The following is a 16044-nucleotide window of genomic DNA, read 5'->3' as shown; positions in this document are numbered from 1 at the left end:
AGCCATTATCTCTAGATTCCTTTGGTACGAAATTTCCCGGACAGGTCACGTCTCCGAGAGCGGCACGCCGTGCACGCCCGCCAGTTTCGCCACGATGTCCTCCAGCGCCCGGTGCGGCGCCGTGCCGCGCCCGTAGGTCAGGATCGGATGCTGCAGCACCTGCTTCGCGAGCCCGCTGCGCGTGTTCGGAAACATGCCCGTGCGCGCGATCCAGTGCACCGGATAGTTGGCGAGCGCATCGCACACCACGCTGCTGTCGTCGCTGCCCTCCACGCGGATGATGAGATCGAGCTCGTCCGCGATCAGGCGGCGCTGCAACTGCACCGAGACGTCCACCGTCAACTCGACTTCCAGCGAGGGATAGTCGGCCGCCAGGCGTCGCAGATAGTGCGGCAGCCAGCTATGCACGACGGTCTCGATCACGCCGAGACGCAACCGTCCGCGCAAGGTGCTTTCGCCCGATGCCGCCGTCTGCAGACGGCGCGCCGCCTCCACCACCGCCTTGGCATAGCCCAGCAGGTATTCGCCGTTGGGTGTGAGACGAAATTCGCGACTGTCGCGATCGACCAGCACGGTTTTCAGCTCCTCCTCGAGCGCCTTGAGCCGCTGTGAGATCGCCGCCGGCGTGGCGTGCAGTGCCGCGGCCGTCGCACGGAAGTTGCGCAGCTTGGCCAGCGTGACGAACGTTTCGAGAAATCGCGTGTTCATGGGACTCGGCGGGTCGGGAGCGTGCCCAAAATTTGACCTCGGATCGGAGAAGAAAAAAACAACGAACCTCGGGAAAACCCGTGACGTTGTTAAGAAATTCTATACGGCAGCGCGTAGAAAAACTCGTTAGCGACAACTTTTTTTTCTTTCTATGCTTCAGCCATCCGATGCCACCGATGCATCCCCCTCAATGCCGGAGCTGTCATGAACCATCCCGCCGTGCTCGACGACCTCGCCTCGCAACGCGACGCCATCACGCCCTTCGCCTTCCGTCAGGCCGTGCGCAGCGGTCAGTTCCGCAAGCCGACCGCCGGGTACTGCGGCGACTTCGCACAAGCCAACCTCGCGATTCTGCCGGAGGCTTACGCACACGACTTCCTGCGCTTCTGCCAAAGCAATCCGAAGGCGTGCCCGCTGCTCGGCGTGGGCGAGCCAGGGCAATGGCACGTGCCGGCGCTGGGTCGCGAGGTGGATATCCGCACCGACGTGCCGGGTTACAACGTTTACCGCGACGGCAAGCTCGCCGAACAGGTCGATCACCTGGCCGAAGTCTGGCAGGACGACTTCGTCGTCTTCGCCATCGGCTGCTCGTTCTCCTTTGAGGGCATGCTGGCGCAGGCGGGCATTGGGTTGCGTCACGTGGAAGAGGGACGCAACGTGCCGATGTATCGAACCAATATCGCCAATCAGCGCGCCGGAAAGTTCGGTGGCGAGCTGGTCGTGTCGATGCGCCCGATGAAGGGGGCCGATGCCATTCGCGCTGTGCAGATCACGAGCCGGTTCCCCGGCGTGCACGGCGCGCCGATCCATATCGGTGACCCGGCGGCGCTCGGCATCGCGGATTTGAATAAGCCGGAGTTTGGCGACGCCGTCACCATTCGCGACGGCGAGCTGCCTGTCTACTGGGCCTGTGGCGTGACGCCGCAGACCGCAATCATGGAGGCCAGGCTGCCGATCGCCATCGCACACCGGCCGGGCTACATGCTGATGACGGATATCCCGAACGCGTCGCTCGCCGTTTTCTGATCGCGCGCGACGTGCGTTGCACGGCACCCTGGCATCACGGCAATACCGGCCAGCGACGCATGACCTGAAGCACCCCGCAAATTTCACGCAAGCAGCACGCATCACTGAAGCTTTACCCGAGCACCAAGCACGACAGAAACACCGCGCCATGACGGGAGGCGGCAGGGGAAGGATCGCCTGCCGGTGACCGCACACGCCCATCGGAGAGCGCGGCCCGAGGGCACATCACACGGCAAGTCACGACATCACCGGAGCCTTTTTTTCTCATGGAAAGCAAAACCCCTCTCGCGCCCCCGGCGGCGGCAGTCTCCGCCGGCACGGCCGATACGTCTGACAAAGGCGGCAGCCTGTTCGGCTGGTACGGCGACGCCACCCCGCGCCAAAAGCGTGCCTTCTGGAGCTGCAAGGTCGGTTACATGCTCGACGGCATGGACACCCAGATGCTGAGCTTCGTCATTCCGACGCTGGTCGCGACGTGGGGCATCAGCCTTGCCGACGCGGGCTTCATCGGCACGCTCACGCTGCTCGCCTCGGCGCTTGGCGGCTGGGCGGCCGGCATTCTGTCGGATCGCATCGGTCGTGTGCGCACACTGCAGCTCACCGTGCTGTGGTTCGCCGTCTTCACCGGGCTGTGCGGACTCGCGCAGAACTACCATCAACTGCTCGCCGCGCGTGCGCTAATGGGCTTCGGTTTCGGCGGCGAATGGACGGCCGGCGCCGTGCTCATCGGTGAAGTGATGCGCGCCCGCGACCGTGGCAAGGCCGTGGGGCTCGTGCAGTCCGGCTGGGCCATCGGCTGGGGCCTGACGGCCATTCTCTACTCGGTGCTGTTCTCGCTGTTCCCCGCCGAAATGGCCTGGCGCGGACTGTTCCTGATCGGCCTGCTGCCCGCGCTGCTCGTGCTTTTCATTCGTCGCTACGTGCAGGAGCCGGAGGTCTATCAGAAGGAGAAGGCCAAGCAGACGTCGGACGACGCGCCCGGCCTGGCGGCCATCTTCAGCCCGGCATTGCTCTCGACGACGATTCGCGCCGCCCTGTTGACCACCGGCGCACAAGGCGGCTACTACGCCATCACGACGTGGCTGCCCACGTACCTGAAGACGGAGCGCCATCTCACGGTGATGGGCACCGGCGGCTACCTCGCCATGATCATCTTCGGCTCGTGGGTCGGCTATCTGGTCAGCTCGTATCTGACGGACCGGCTCGGCCGCAAGCCGAACTTCATTCTGTTCGCCGTGGGCTCGATGGTGATCGCGTTCTCGTACACGTCGTTGCCGCTGACCGATAGCGCCATGTTCTGGCTCGGCTTCCCCCTCGGTTTCTTCGCCTCGGGCATCTTCAGCGGCATGGGCGCATTCCTGACCGAGTTGTTCCCGACCCGCGTGCGCGGTTCCGGCCAGGGCTTCTGCTACAACGTCGGCCGTGCCGTGGGCGCCCTGTTCCCGTTCCTGATCGGCATGCTCTCGAAGCAATACGGCCTGGGCACGACCATCGGGATCTTCGCCGGCGTGGCCTACGGCGTGCTGATTCTCGCGGCGCTCACGCTGCCCGAGACGCGTGGCCGTGATCTCGATTCGCTCGAGGCGCACACGCAGTGACACGCGACACCCTGTGCCAATGAAATACCGCGGCAGCCGTCGCTGCCGCGTCCGATGACTTCTCTTTAATTCTCCCGGTAGCGAGATTTGCGAGTGTGTGGCGCGGCGGACGACATCGGCCGCGCCACACGCCGGGACACGCGCGCCCCGCGCCAACACAGCATGACGACGGTGCCCCGGCACCGTCACCCCGTCGATTCACGTTTGACCATTGCTTTGCGAGTGACCCCATGACGAACGCCCTCACGCCCTCCGCTCAAAACCGCGCGCCTGCGCACCAGACCGCTTCACGCTGGCAGTTCTGGATCGACCGCGGCGGCACCTTCACCGACATCGTGGCGCGCCGCCCGGACGGCACGCTCGTCACGCACAAGCTGCTCTCCGAGAACCCCGAGCAATATCGCGACGCCGCCGTGGCCGGCATTCGTCACCTGCTGGACCTCGCGCCGGGCGAGCCGATCACGCCCGAGCGGGTCGAGATGGTGAAAATGGGAACCACCGTGGCCACCAACGCGCTGCTCGAACGCAAGGGCGAGCCGCTCGCGCTCGTGACGACGCAAGGGTTTCGCGACGCGCTGCGCATCGCCTATCAGAACCGCCCGCGCCTGTTCGATCTCGATATCGCATTGCCGGAGGCGCTGTATGCGGAGGTCGTCGAGATCGACGAACGTGTCGGTGCGCATGGTGAAATCGTGCGCGAACTCGATGCCGAGGCGACGCGCCGCGCACTGGAAGCGGTCTACGCCAAGGGGATCCGCGCACTCGCCATCGTGCTGATGCATGGCTATCGTTATCAGGCCCACGAAAAGGCGCTGGCGACGATGGCGCGCGAGCTGGGCTTCTCGCAAGTGTCCGTGTCGCACGAAGTCTCGCCGCTCATGAAGCTCGTCTCGCGCGGTGACACGACCGTCGTCGACGCGTATCTGTCGCCGATCCTGCGACGCTACGTCGAGCAAGTCGCGCAGGAAATGCCGGGCGTCAATCTTCAGTTCATGCAGAGTAGCGGCGGCCTCACCCGTGCCGACAACTTCCAGGGCAAGGACGCCATTCTGTCCGGCCCGGCCGGTGGCATCGTCGGGATGGTGCGCGCGTCGAGCGCGGCAGGCTTCGAGCGGGTGATCGGTTTCGACATGGGCGGCACGTCGACCGACGTCTCGCATTACCACGGCGAGTTCGAGCGTGTGTTCGAAACGCAAGTCGCCGGGGTGCGCATGCGCGCGCCGATGATGAGCATCCACACGGTGGCCGCGGGTGGCGGGTCGGTGTTGTCGTTCGACGGCACGCGTCTGCGCGTGGGGCCGGATTCGGCCGGCGCCAATCCGGGCCCGGCGGCGTATCGACGCGGCGGCCCGCTCACGGTCACCGACTGCAACGTCATGCTCGGCAAGATTCAGCCCGCGCATTTCCCGAAGGTGTTCGGCCCGCACGCCAACGAGCCGCTCGACCGCGATGTCGTGGTGGCGAAGTTCACCGCATTGGCCGCGGAGATCGAACAGGCGACCGGCCGCCATCAGACGCCCGAAGCGCTCGCCGAAGGCTTCCTCGAAATCGCAATCGGCAGCATGGCCAACGCCATCAAGAAGATCTCGGTGCAGCGCGGTCACGACGTGAGCCGCTACGTGCTGACGACGTTCGGCGGGGCGGGCGGTCAGCACGCCTGCGGCGTTGCCGATGCGCTCGGCATGACGAAGGTCTTCGCGCATCCGCTCGCCGGCGTACTGTCGGCCTACGGCATGGGCCTCGCGGATCAGACGGCGATGCGCGAGCGCATGATCGAAGCGCCGCTGTCAGACGACGGTCTGGCGGCGCTGGACGACGCGCTTGGCGCGCTCGCCGACGACGCAGTGAATGTCCTGCTCTCGCAGGGCGTGCCGCCGTCGCGCATCGACACGGTGCGTCGGGTTCATGTGCGTTACGCGGGCACCGATTCGGCGCTGGCGGTGCCGTTCGGTAACGTCGCACAAATGCGCGCTGCCTTCGAGGCGGCCTATCGTCAGCGCTATTCGTTCCTAATGGACGGCGCGGCGCTGATCGTCGAGGTGGCGTCGGTCGAAGCCATCGGCCGCTCGGACGCCCCCGTCGACATCGCTTCGCTCGATGCCCGCACGTCGGGCGCACCGCAGGCGGGCGATCGCGTGAAGCTCTACGCCGGTGGCGCTTGGCACGAGGCAGCGCTGTTTGCCCGCGATACGCTGCTCGCGGGTGACACCATCGATGGGCCCGCCATCGTTGCCGAGAAGAGCGGCACGACGGTAATCGAGCCCGGCTGGCAGGCGCAGATGAGCGCGCAGGGCAACCTCGTGCTGGCGCGCGTGGTGCCGCGCGCCACGCAACGCGATGCCGCTGACCGGGACACGCAAGCCGATCCGGTGCGTCTGGAGATCTTCAACAATCTCTTCATGTCGATTGCCGAACAGATGGGGCTGCGTCTGCAGAACACGGCGTATTCGGTGAACATCAAGGAGCGTCTGGATTTCTCGTGCGCACTGTTCGACCGTGACGGCAACCTCATCGCCAACGCGCCGCATATGCCGGTGCATCTGGGCTCGATGGGCGAGAGCATCAAGACGGTGATCGAGCGCAATCGCGGCGAGATGCGCGACGGCGACGTCTTCATGCTCAACGACCCGTATCACGGGGGTACGCATTTGCCGGACGTCACGGTCATCACGCCGGTGTTCGTGGGCGCGGACGGTGCCGCGAACGCCGAGCCGCTCTTCTACGTCGGCTCGCGCGGCCATCACGCGGATATCGGCGGGATCACGCCGGGATCGATGCCGCCGGATTCGACGCACGTCGAGGAGGAGGGGGTGCTCATCGATAACTGGCAACTGGTCGCGGCGGGCGAACTGCGCGATCGCGAGACGCGCGGGCTGCTGGCCGGTGCGCACTACCCGGCACGCAACATCGACCAGAACATGGCCGATCTGCGGGCGCAGGTCGCGGCGAACCAGAAGGGGGTCGATGAACTGCGTCGCATGGTGAGCGAGTTCGGGCGCGACGTGGTGCTCGCCTATATGGGGCACGTGCAGGACAACGCCGAAGCCGCCGTGCGCCGCGTGATCGGCGCGTTGGCCGACGGGCACTATCGCTACGCGCTGGATAACGGTGCGGTGATCGAGGTGGCAATTCGCGTCGATCACGCCACGCAAGGCGCGACCATCGACTTCACCGGCACGTCGGCGCAGTTGCCGAACAACTTCAATGCGCCGCGGGCCGTGTGCATGGCCGCCGTGCTGTACGTCTTCCGCACGTTGGTCGACGACGATATTCCGCTCAACGCGGGCTGCCTGAAGCCGTTGACGGTGATCGTGCCGCAGGGCTCGATGCTCAATCCGGTGTACCCGGCGGCGGTGGTGTCCGGCAATGTGGAGACGTCGTCCGCCATCACCAACGCGCTCTATGGTGCGCTCGGACGCGTGGCGTCGAGCCAGGGCACGATGAACAACTTCACATTCGGCAACGAGACGTATCAGTACTACGAGACCATCGCGGGCGGTAGCGGTGCGGGTGAGGGATTCCATGGCGCCGACGCGGTACAGACGCACATGACCAACTCGCGACTGACCGATCCCGAAGTACTGGAGTGGCGCTATCCGGTGCGCCTGGAGAGCCACCGGATTCGCGTCGGGTCGGGCGGCGCGGGGCGCTGGCATGGCGGTAACGGGGCCGTGCGACGTATTCGCTTCCTTACCCCGATGACCGCGTCGATTCTCTCCAACAACCGCGTGCATGCGCCGTTCGGGGCGCAAGGCGGGGCGGTGGGGGCGCTCGGGGCGAACTACGTGGAGCGCGTGGATGGCACGCGCGAGACACTGGCGCACATCGGACGCACGCAAATGCAGCCGGGCGACATCTTTGTCGTCGAGACGCCGGGAGGGGGCGGGTTCGGCGTCGCGTGAGTGAATCGTGAGCGATAAACACGCCGCGCGAATGGGAAATCACTGAAGCGCGGCGTGATACCGGAAGGGAATGCTGCCTTTGCAAAGGCGAGCGTCGAGTGTCTTTGTACGATGCGTTATGTCTTTCGACTGACCGCAACATACGGAGGCGCTTCCATGTCTGACCCGTTGCAACATCCCACCCTCACGCCCCCCGCGTCCGTCGCTCCAGTGCAGGACGCGGCGGACGATCTTCTCGTTCAGTACGAACGCGCATGCGCCGACATGCAGCTGGCCGGGCGCAAGTTGCACCGCCAGATGCAGGACTACCACGCGGTGCTCGACGAAGTGGCGCGTCTCGAAGCGGCCGGCACCCCCGACGCCCGCGAGAAGCTCAAGCGTCTTGAGGCACTCGTGCGGAGCGAGGCATTTCAACGTGACGAACGTGAAATTCGTCGCATGACGGCGGCCCTTGCGCACACGCTCGACCGGATGCGCGCCGATGCGCCCGTGCCGCTCGCCGCGGCGTCAACCGTTCCCGCGAAGCGTGCGCCCGCCGTGCGCCGCGTCTGCGCCTGAGACGAGATTCGGCATGATCGATCGAATCTCCGGCACCCCATCCCCATCGCGCGCGTACACCGATGTCGCTGGCCAGCTTCGCGCCAAGCCCACCGATTCCCAAAATCCGCTGCTCTCGACGATCGCCGTCGCCAGCGATCAGTTGACTACCCTGCAATCGATGGCCGACGCGTGGCTGGCGCAGGCGCAAACGCGCATCAACGTCGCTCGCGACGCCCGCGATTTTGCAACGGTAGTGGGGGACATGGCGCAGCGGGCTTCCCTGGGCACGACTCCCGAAGGGTTGCCGCCAGCGCTGCGAGACTTCGCGATTCGGCACGAGTTGCTGTCGACTCAGGTCGCCGACACGCCGTTAGATGCGGCCGCTCTGAAGGCGCTGGAATCCCGGCTTCAGTCGCTGGCCCTGACCGACGGGGCGTCAAGCACTAGCGAGCAGATCCAGCTCAAACGTTTCGTTACCCGCTACGACAACACCCTCACGCTCTACAACGCGGTGATCGCCAAACTTGGCGAAATCATGAAGAAGATCGTGACCAGCATCTAACCCGCATCCAAAGATCCAAAGGGCCGCGCAGGTCTGCCGTCGCGCGTCGATATTGACGCGCGTTTGCCCGCCCCGATTTCACCGACTTCAGGAATCAAGTGTCATGACGCCTATCCAGTACGCCTCTTCCCGCCTCGTACCCTCGCAAACCGGACTCACGCGCGACATCAATGTCGGTGGCGTCACGAAGTCGCTAGATTTTCACGGAACGCTCGCGCAATACGCCATGTTGATGATGGAGATGAACAACGGCGAGGCGCAGCACATGATCCAGGAAATGCAGCGACGTCAGAAAGAGGGACAAGAGGCGCGCGAGGTCGGGAACCTGATCGAATCGCTGATCAACGACATCGGCTCGGACACGTCGAAGAAGAAAACCGTCGGTGACGGCATCCGGGCGTTCTTCGACAAGCACAACATCCAGATCACCGTGTACGGCGACGGGACGAAGAAGACCATGATGGAGTGGGAGTCGCGCACCAAGCGGGTCGGCGAGCCAGGCTACACCACACCGACGGGAGGCAACGCGCAATACAACGCGTCCGATCTGCGCACACTGAAGGCTGCCGCCGAGGGCTTCACCGAGCAGGCCTCTGACAGCCGCACGGTTGACCAGATCAAGATCAACAAGAAGCTGCAGGAGTACAACGGCGCCTCCACGCTGGTGAACACGATCTACAGTTCGCAGGGCTCGCAGCTCAACCAGATCAACGGGTCGATGCGCACATGATGGCGGCAACGTCCCTGGACACCGCGCCGCCGGCCCCGGGCGCGGACGACGCGCCAGCGATCCTTTCGCGATTCTTCGAACGCGGGGGCGCGCTGCGCATGCTGGCCGATCTGGACGAGGCGGACCTCGCGCGTGTGCGCGCCCATGCCTGCCAGCGGTTCGCCCAAGGCCAGATCGCGGCGGCGCAACGGGTGTACTTCGTACTCGCCACGCTCGACCAATGGTCGTTTGACGATTGGTTCGGGCTCGGCCTGTGCTACCAGCGACTCGGGCAGCACGAACAGGCGCTGCCGTGCTTCGCGAAAGCCGGCCTGATTCACGCGTCGGACCCGCGCCCGCCGTATCTCGCCGGGATGAGCTACGAGCACGCAGGCAACCGGGAATTCGCTCGCAAATCGTTTGGCGCAACGCTGCGCATCTGCGGACAACTGCCTCAGCACGACAAGCTCGCCCGCTCGGCACGGGCGCGGCGCGACGCGCTGAATGCCACTTCGGATCCTAAATCAACATGACCGCCATTTATTCCCCACGAGCCGCGTACGCGCCTGCCTGGACCGGCAACGTCGGCAACGCGCCCGCAGCTGCCGTCGCCGTTGCGAACGACGTCATCGAGTCGCCGGATGCCGCTCGTCAACGACGCGAACGCTTGGACTGGCTGCGCACCGAGGACTTTGCGCCAGACCCGTCGACCGGCGTCGACTGGCAAGACGCCGACGACGCGTTCGCCCGCCTGCTGAATCGCCTCTTTGCCGTCGGCAGCGGACTGGCGGCGAACGCGCTGGGGGCGTCCAGCGCCGACGGCACTTCGAACGCTGCGAACGCCTCAACGCTCTCTGCGCTCGAGAACGTCGATCCGTCCACGCTGGCGATGATGGCGTCGATGATCGCGATGGACGCGCTGGGCGACACCGCGAAGTCCACGCAGCGGGCGCTGACGTTGATGGGCGAGCGTCAGGAAAAGCTGCGTCAGGAGGACATCAAGAAGTATCGCGAGCAGATGGACGCGAAGACAGAGGATGCCAACAAGGCCCGCAAAGGCGGCATCTTTGGCGTGGTGTTCGACTGGCTCATCGCGGCGGTCGACGTGGTGGTCGGCGCGGTCAAGGTCGTGACGGGCGTCCTCAGCATGAATCCGCTGATGATCGCGGGCGGTGTGGCCGATGTTGGCGCAGGCATTGCCGGGCTCGGCGTGGCGTTCCACAAGACGATGGCGCTCGTCGACCCGAAGAACGCGGCCTATCACGAGAAAGAAGCGACCAAGTGGGGACACGCCCAACTGGCGTTCCAGATGCTCGGCATGGTCATCGGCTTCGGCACGTCGATCAGGGGCTTCATTGCCAAGCGCGCGACGACCAAAGCCGCGAGCCGTGTGTTCAAGGCGGGCGCGGGCGAGGCGCTGGAGCAGGCGGTCAAGTCGGGCGACAAGGCTGCCGTCGCGGCGATCAAGTCTCGCGTGGTCTCCGAGATCGGTTTCGTCGTCGGCAACGAGGTCGGAAAGCGCGTGGGCAAGTCGCTGTTGCAAAGCGGCACGCAGAGCGGTCGCCGACTGGCGAAAGCGGGCTTCAATCGCATGGCCGAGCAGTTCACGCAGCAGATGGTCGAACAGATGGCCTCGCGCGCTTTCGACAAAGTCGCAAAGAACGCCGCGAAGCAAGTCGCCAAGAGCAAGGCGGTGACATCGAAGGAACTGACCAAGTCCTTCACGTCGAGCATGAATATTCAGGGCTATTTTGCCGTGGCGCGTGGCTCATGGTCGCTCTCGGGCGCACTGCGCGGCACGTTCACCGGCGCCAACGCCCTTGGGCAGGGGATCGTCGGCGCACAGCGCGCGAAGCTGCAACTCGAAGCGCGCGATCTCGGCGTCGACATGATGTGGCTGCAGATGCTCATGCAAATGAATGGCGACGACAAGAAACGTGCCGCCAAGCGGATGGAAACGCTCGTGGGTCAGCAGAGCGACATCGCAGTGTCCACGGGCGAGCAAGTGCAGAAAACGGGCGAGATGCGCATTCGTATCGCGGCCTCGTTGTCCCGGGCGTGAGCCCGCGCGGATCTTTCGGACGCGGTTTTCCGCCGCGTCGTCTACCTACGGAGTGATGACATGACTTATGCATTGAGTTCGACGTCGGCGAATCCGCGTCAGGCCGGTATTGCCGCCTCCGACGCCCAGCAACGCGCCGCGACCGACGACGAGGGCGCGCGCGTATTGCCGCGCATTCGCGAGCAGGTCGACGGCCTTCAATCCGCGCAGGCGCTCATCGCCCTGTTTCTCGCCATGCGGGTGGCAGAGCGCAACACCGACCAGGCGTATCGCACGCGTCACGATGCAATGGTCTTCGAGCGCGGCCAGACCGCGCGCAGCGAGAAGTACAACGCCAACAACTTGCATTACCGCGCCGGGCTGTATTCGGCCATTGGCGGTATCGTCTCCGGCACCTTCTCATTGGCCGGCGGTGTGGGATCGGGCGCGGCAGGGTTTGGGGGCGAGTTGGGCAAGTTGCGAGTGGTCGGCACGGCGGTCGGCGAAACGACCAAGGGCGTCAGCCAGTTCGTGAAGTCGCCGTTCGATGTCGTGTCCAACGACGATTCGCTTGCCGGACGCGATAACGATGTGCTTGGCGAGTTCGAGATGTCGCTCACCGAGGAGACGCGTCGCACGAACGATCGGCTGCGTCAGCGCATTGACGCGACCAGTGCGGACATCCGTGAAGTGTCGCGCGCGATGTACGGCATGATCGGCCAGCAAGTCACGAAGATGTACGACACCATCCGATAAGCCCATGACCGTTTGCGAGCGCGCCGTTGCGGCATTCTTCAGAGCCCACCGTTTCACGGCGCGCGTTGAAATCTGCGAGCGCACGCACGTCGAACTGGGACAGCGCGTCGAGAACGGCGAACTGTCCCTTTGTCATCGTCTCGACCGTGTGCCTGCCGGTGTCGTGCTGACGATCACCGACTTCCGCCTCGACGCCGAAGCGAAGGCAAGCGAGCATGCCGTGAGGCGCTTCTGCCAACTGATCCGGACACTGTTGCGCACGGTGCCCCATGTCGGCTACGTGCGCGGCATGATCCTGCCCGGCGTGAGCGACACGCGCGTTCGTGCGACACGTCTTCGCCTCGGTGCGATTCTCGAACGCGAGGGGGCGTTCTGGCGTGAGGAAGACGGCGATCGATGGCTGGTCTTCTGTCGGGAACCCAGCCGCCGATAGGGGCATTCAGGGCAACATGCCGAGCAGGTGCCACCAGAGATAGTCGAGCGGGAAGAGCAGGACGAGGGTGATGAGCGTCATGACGACGGTCAGCCGCGTGCCATCGCGCATGCCGACGCCGCCCAGATGCATCGCAATCATCATCGGCGGGCTCTGATAGGGCAGGAGGACGGTGGAGAACACCGGCACTTGCAACATCAGCACGGTGTAGAGCGGCAGGCCGCTCGCGCTCGCGAGCTGTCCCGCGAGCGGAGTGAGCACCGCCGGCAGACCGGGAAGCGTGGCGACCAGTCCGATGGCCGCGCCGATGGCGATGAGCCATGCGGCATTGATCGCGGGGGTGCCCGGCGTCATGCTCACCGCATCCAGGCATAGCCGTGCGAGCTTCTCGCCCAGCCCCGAATCCGCGACGACCGCGCCCACACCGAGAAAGCCCGCGACGTAAATAAGCGGCGTGATGTGCATCTGCTCGGTGAAGGTCTTGGGCGTGATGATGTGAATCGCGGGGAGCAGGCAGAGGATTGCCGCGGCAACGGAAATCCACGCGGGCGAGATGCCGTGCCAGGCATCGGTCGCGAATCCGGCGAGCGCCAACGCCAGCAATACCGACAGGCGTCGGGCATCGTTTGACAGCGGTGGCGGGGCACCGTTGGTCACCTGGGTGAGGGGGCCGTCGTCGGGGAACAGGCGGCAGATCACCCACACCAGAATGGCGGCCTTGAGCGCACCGAGGACAGGGAAGTGCAGCAGCAGGTAGGGCGCGTAGTGCAGCTTTACGCCGTAGAACGAGTCCGCCGCGCCCATGAGCACACTGTTCGGAATGTTGGCGGGCAGGATCGTCGTAGGCGGCATGTAGCTCGCGGCGGCGACCATCATCACGAGACCGGTGCGTCCGCGCCGACCCTCGGTGAGGCCGATGCGATCGGCGAGCGCGAGCACGATGGGGATCAGCAGCAGAATGCGTCCCGTCGTCGAGGGCATGACGAAAGCCAGACCCACGCAGGCGACCATCACTGACGCCACATAACGCGCATACGTTGGGCGCTTGAGTGCGAACAACGTCGCGGCCAGCCGCGCGCCGAGTCCTGTCGTGCGCACCGCGATACCCGTCACCGCACCCCCAAAGACGAGCCACCACGCAGCCGAATGAAACCCGGCAAAGATCACTTCCGGCTTCGCGACATGCAGCAGGACGGCGAGCAGGAAGAACGTCAGCGTGGTGATCGGCTCCGGGAACAGCCCGAAGGCCCACGCCCCGATGGTGAACAGCACGAGCACGGCGGCCTGTGCCGCGGTGGGCGACAGGCCAAGGGCGGAACTGCCATGGCTGGCGGCCCACAAGGCGGCAGCGAACATCCCGTAAATGACGTAACCGCCAAGGGTGCGCACGCGTGAGCGCAGGCGTTCGCGGCGTAATGCGTCGGCCGCCGAGGGGCGGTGATGGCGGGGATCAGGGGTGTCCGGCGAGGCGGATTCGGTCATGGCGCTTGTCGTTGTGGTGTTAGGCCAGGCAGGCGTGTTACGCGGTCCGGCGGCGATGGGGGGCGCGCTTGCATCGCCGTGGGCATATCGTATGCTAGCGACTTCGACAGCGTCACCCGATCAGGACAAATTCCGTCGCGAACATGCCACGCTCTGTACTCGTGCCTGCCCAGTGCCCCAACGTCTTTGCCATACCGCGCAGATCGCACGACTTCCGCCACGAATCGTGGGCGACGCGATGACGGCTGTCCCACCGAAGCCCTGGTTCCTCTACCTGCTGGAGTGCGCGGGCGGTCGCATCTACACGGGCATCGCCGTCGACGTCGAGGCGCGATATGCGGCGCACGTCGCGGGCAAGGGCGCACGCTTCACGCGCGCCTATCCGCCATTGCGCATCCTGCTCTCGCTCACCTTTGCCGATCGCTCAGCCGCCTCGCGGGCCGAGTACCGCGTCAAGCAACTGAGCGCGTCGCAGAAGCGCGCGCTCATTGCCGGCACGTTCCCTTGCGATCTCGGCGATGTCCGCGCCGCCGCCGACTTCAAGGCACCAGGCGTGCCTGACGAATGATCCGGCGCACGTCGCGCTGGATCGCGCCGAACTGGCCGCGCGACGGAATTGGCGACACCACGAGCGCCCAACTGTCGCCGGGTACGGTCTTCTCCACCACGGTGTAATAGGTCGACTGGGTGCGGAAGAAGTCGGCGATGCCGTCGTGGCTGATGCGATAGTTTCGCTCGCCCGCGCCGGGCACCATGAATACGCCAAGCGTGTAGTAAACGTCGCGATCCGCGCTGACCGGGCCGGACCGCTTGTCGAGCAACAATGTGCGCAGCGTCTTCTCCGTGAGCAGGCTCGGCCGGCGAATGTCGAACACGCGCCACACCTTGAGCAGCGCGCTCGTCGACATCTGCCACCCGGCGAACGGAGCCAGCAGACGCCAGTTGTCGGGCAGGGTGGCGCCGGTGATGCCAAGCGGCGCGAAAATGTGCGTTTCGCAGAAGTGCTTGTAATCGTCGCCGGAAACCGCTTCGATCACCATGCCGAGCAACAGGTACGACACGTTCGAGTAGACGAAATCGGACTTGCCGGTCGAGTGCCCGGCGTCGCCGGCGTCGAGATAGTTGAAGAAGTCCGCGCTGCCGCCCACACGCCGGATCGCCAGTCCGCTGAACAGGCCGTTCACGGGATCGTTGTAGCCGTTCGTGGCAAGCCCCGCGCGATGCGCGAGCAGGCGTCGCACGGTCAGCTCGCGCAACGACGGGTCGAGCGGCTTGCCGTGCTGTTTCGAATAAGTGTCGAGCAGATCGCCGAGTGTTGCGTCGAGCGAGAGTTTGCCCGCCTGCACGAGCAGCGCGATGCCGATGGCCGTCACCGACTTCGACAGGCTGGCGACGGGCAGCAACTGTCGGACGTTGTCGCCCGACGTGGCCGCTTCGAGCCCCACGCCAGCATCGGATTCCGTGCGCAGCCACACATGCGACAGGTTGTAGCGCTCCTTGAGCTGCGCCACGCCCTGCGTGAGCGTCGCCTGGCCGATGGGCACCGCCGGTTGGATCGGTTTGGGCGCGCCGGATGACGGCAGCGCCACGACCACCGGATTCGTAATCGCGGCAACGGGCGACGACGCCGCTGCCGACGTGGACGTGGCCGTCGACGCGGTTTGGGCGAGCGCATGGCCCGCGGTCATTAACATGGCAGTGCCCAGCAAGGCACTCAGGACACCGACGACAGCGCGGCGCACGGAGGCACTCCGTCGCCCCGTCGCGAGAGCGACGACATGCTCGTTGCGCCGCGATACCCGCGGCATTGTCAGACGTGCCCCTGCCGGACGGCTGTGCCGTTCGACGTACATTTTCTATTCCCCCCGCGCACGATGCTTCGAACCACAAATCGACTCTCTTCGGAGACGGAAAGGTTCGGGGTGCGCACGTGTCGCTTTGCGGCGCTCTTCGATATCGAAGTTTAGGAAAAACTTCGTTCAAATAACCAGTAAAAACGCTGAATTCTACATTAAATTGCATTTATGGAGATCAAACACCCATAGTGGCGCACAATCGCGCGGTGGCAACGTCGGGCGGCCGGGGCGGCTCCCGAGCCGTCGCCGACGAGACCTGTAACGCATCGCGGTGTAAGCTATCGCCCTGACAGGCTCTGACTCGCCCACAGGCCATGGGAGCGGCGTCCCGTAGGTGACGTCGTGCCGGCTGAAGGATCGACCGATACATGACTGAACCCTCCCGCGCGCGCCCGAGCCGGCCCGCCGATGCACCTTCCTCCGTGGCGCTG

At 65.2% G+C, this 16044-nt stretch carries 13 protein-coding genes and 1 pseudogene; 11 read left to right on the top strand and 3 right to left on the bottom strand.

Annotation, left to right across the window (positions count from 1 at the left end; translation table 11 throughout):
• Positions 1 to 48: 48 nt before the first annotated feature.
• Positions 49 to 708 (bottom strand): annotated as a pseudogene (locus BGP02_RS08580) (LysR family transcriptional regulator); the annotation flags it as partial.
• 252 nt (positions 709 to 960) lie between these two features.
• Here BGP02_RS08580 and BGP02_RS08575 point away from each other — a divergent pair.
• From BGP02_RS08575 to BGP02_RS08530, 10 genes are all read left to right on the top strand, one after another.
• Positions 961 to 1734: a putative hydro-lyase gene (locus tag BGP02_RS08575; RefSeq protein WP_286798371.1), complete on the top strand. Its 774-nt coding sequence runs from the start codon at positions 961 to 963 to the stop codon at positions 1732 to 1734.
• Between the two features lie 266 nt (positions 1735 to 2000).
• Positions 2001 to 3332, top strand: coding sequence for an MFS transporter (locus BGP02_RS08570; protein ID WP_017233543.1), 1332 nt, complete (start codon positions 2001 to 2003; stop codon positions 3330 to 3332).
• Positions 3333 to 3562: 230 nt separating this feature from the next.
• Positions 3563 to 7234 carry a hydantoinase B/oxoprolinase family protein gene (locus BGP02_RS08565; RefSeq protein WP_286798370.1) on the top strand — a complete coding sequence of 1224 codons (3672 nt, stop codon included), beginning with the start codon at positions 3563 to 3565 and terminating at the stop codon, positions 7232 to 7234.
• 156 nt (positions 7235 to 7390) lie between these two features.
• On the top strand, positions 7391 to 7792 hold the full coding sequence (locus BGP02_RS08560) for a hypothetical protein (RefSeq protein ID WP_150564587.1): 402 nt from the start codon (positions 7391 to 7393) through the stop codon (positions 7790 to 7792).
• Positions 7793 to 7805: 13 nt separating this feature from the next.
• Complete coding sequence (locus tag BGP02_RS08555) at positions 7806 to 8336, top strand: hypothetical protein (RefSeq protein ID WP_268567012.1); 531 nt, start codon at positions 7806 to 7808, stop codon at positions 8334 to 8336.
• A gap of 103 nt (positions 8337 to 8439) precedes the next feature.
• On the top strand, positions 8440 to 9066 hold the full coding sequence (locus BGP02_RS08550) for a hypothetical protein (protein WP_017233539.1): 627 nt from the start codon (positions 8440 to 8442) through the stop codon (positions 9064 to 9066).
• Complete coding sequence (locus tag BGP02_RS08545; protein WP_286798369.1) at positions 9063 to 9578, top strand: tetratricopeptide repeat protein; 516 nt, start codon at positions 9063 to 9065, stop codon at positions 9576 to 9578. The genes BGP02_RS08550 and BGP02_RS08545 overlap by 4 nt, the downstream gene beginning before the upstream one ends.
• Positions 9575 to 11107 (top strand): type III secretion system translocon subunit SseC family protein, encoded by a 1533-nt coding sequence (sctE, locus tag BGP02_RS08540; protein WP_017233537.1) that lies wholly within the window; start codon positions 9575 to 9577, stop codon positions 11105 to 11107. Before BGP02_RS08545 ends, sctE begins: the two co-directional genes overlap by 4 nt.
• A gap of 60 nt (positions 11108 to 11167) precedes the next feature.
• Positions 11168 to 11842, top strand: coding sequence for a hypothetical protein (locus BGP02_RS08535; RefSeq protein ID WP_017233536.1), 675 nt, complete (start codon positions 11168 to 11170; stop codon positions 11840 to 11842).
• Positions 11843 to 11846: 4 nt separating this feature from the next.
• Entirely contained in the window at positions 11847 to 12275 is a 429-nt protein-coding gene (locus BGP02_RS08530) for a hypothetical protein (RefSeq protein ID WP_017233535.1), read from the top strand.
• A 6-nt stretch (positions 12276 to 12281) separates the two neighbouring features.
• Here the strand turns inward: BGP02_RS08530 and BGP02_RS08525 are convergent, their stop codons facing one another.
• Positions 12282 to 13757 (bottom strand): SLC13 family permease, encoded by a 1476-nt coding sequence (locus BGP02_RS08525; RefSeq protein ID WP_261939608.1) that lies wholly within the window; start codon positions 13755 to 13757, stop codon positions 12282 to 12284.
• A gap of 238 nt (positions 13758 to 13995) precedes the next feature.
• On the opposite strand from BGP02_RS08525, the gene BGP02_RS08520 reads away from it, so the two are divergent.
• Positions 13996 to 14325: a GIY-YIG nuclease family protein gene (locus BGP02_RS08520; protein ID WP_150564595.1), complete on the top strand. Its 330-nt coding sequence runs from the start codon at positions 13996 to 13998 to the stop codon at positions 14323 to 14325.
• On the opposite strand, the gene BGP02_RS08515 is transcribed toward BGP02_RS08520, so the two are convergent.
• A complete protein-coding gene (locus BGP02_RS08515) occupies positions 14297 to 15499 on the bottom strand; it encodes a serine hydrolase domain-containing protein (protein WP_261939609.1) in 1203 nt (400 codons plus the stop codon). The two genes, BGP02_RS08520 and BGP02_RS08515, sit on opposite strands and share 29 nt — an antisense overlap.
• Positions 15500 to 16044 lie beyond the last annotated feature (545 nt).

This window comes from Pandoraea sp. 64-18, assembly GCF_001899225.1.
GTDB classification, from domain to species: domain Bacteria; phylum Pseudomonadota; class Gammaproteobacteria; order Burkholderiales; family Burkholderiaceae; genus Pandoraea; species Pandoraea cepalis.
Note: the sequence above shows the minus strand (reverse complement) of the source record. Positions and strands in the feature narration are given on the sequence as shown.

Bases quoted from the DNA above. Each gene is read 5' to 3' on its own strand.
- BGP02_RS08570 (WP_017233543.1), top strand. From the start codon at position 2,001: ATGGAAAGCAAAACCCCTCTCGCGCCCCCGGCGGCGGCAGTCTCCGCC.
- BGP02_RS08565 (WP_286798370.1), top strand. From the start codon at position 3,563: ATGACGAACGCCCTCACGCCCTCCGCTCAAAACCGCGCGCCTGCGCAC.
- BGP02_RS08560 (WP_150564587.1), top strand. From the start codon at position 7,391: ATGTCTGACCCGTTGCAACATCCCACCCTCACGCCCCCCGCGTCCGTC.
- BGP02_RS08555 (WP_268567012.1), top strand. From the start codon at position 7,806: ATGATCGATCGAATCTCCGGCACCCCATCCCCATCGCGCGCGTACACC.
- BGP02_RS08550 (WP_017233539.1), top strand. From the start codon at position 8,440: ATGACGCCTATCCAGTACGCCTCTTCCCGCCTCGTACCCTCGCAAACC.
- BGP02_RS08545 (WP_286798369.1), top strand. From the start codon at position 9,063: ATGATGGCGGCAACGTCCCTGGACACCGCGCCGCCGGCCCCGGGCGCG.
- sctE (WP_017233537.1), top strand. From the start codon at position 9,575: ATGACCGCCATTTATTCCCCACGAGCCGCGTACGCGCCTGCCTGGACC.
- BGP02_RS08535 (WP_017233536.1), top strand. From the start codon at position 11,168: ATGACTTATGCATTGAGTTCGACGTCGGCGAATCCGCGTCAGGCCGGT.
- BGP02_RS08530 (WP_017233535.1), top strand. From the start codon at position 11,847: ATGACCGTTTGCGAGCGCGCCGTTGCGGCATTCTTCAGAGCCCACCGT.
- BGP02_RS08525 (WP_261939608.1), bottom strand. From the start codon at position 13,757: ATGACCGAATCCGCCTCGCCGGACACCCCTGATCCCCGCCATCACCGC.
- BGP02_RS08520 (WP_150564595.1), top strand. From the start codon at position 13,996: ATGACGGCTGTCCCACCGAAGCCCTGGTTCCTCTACCTGCTGGAGTGC.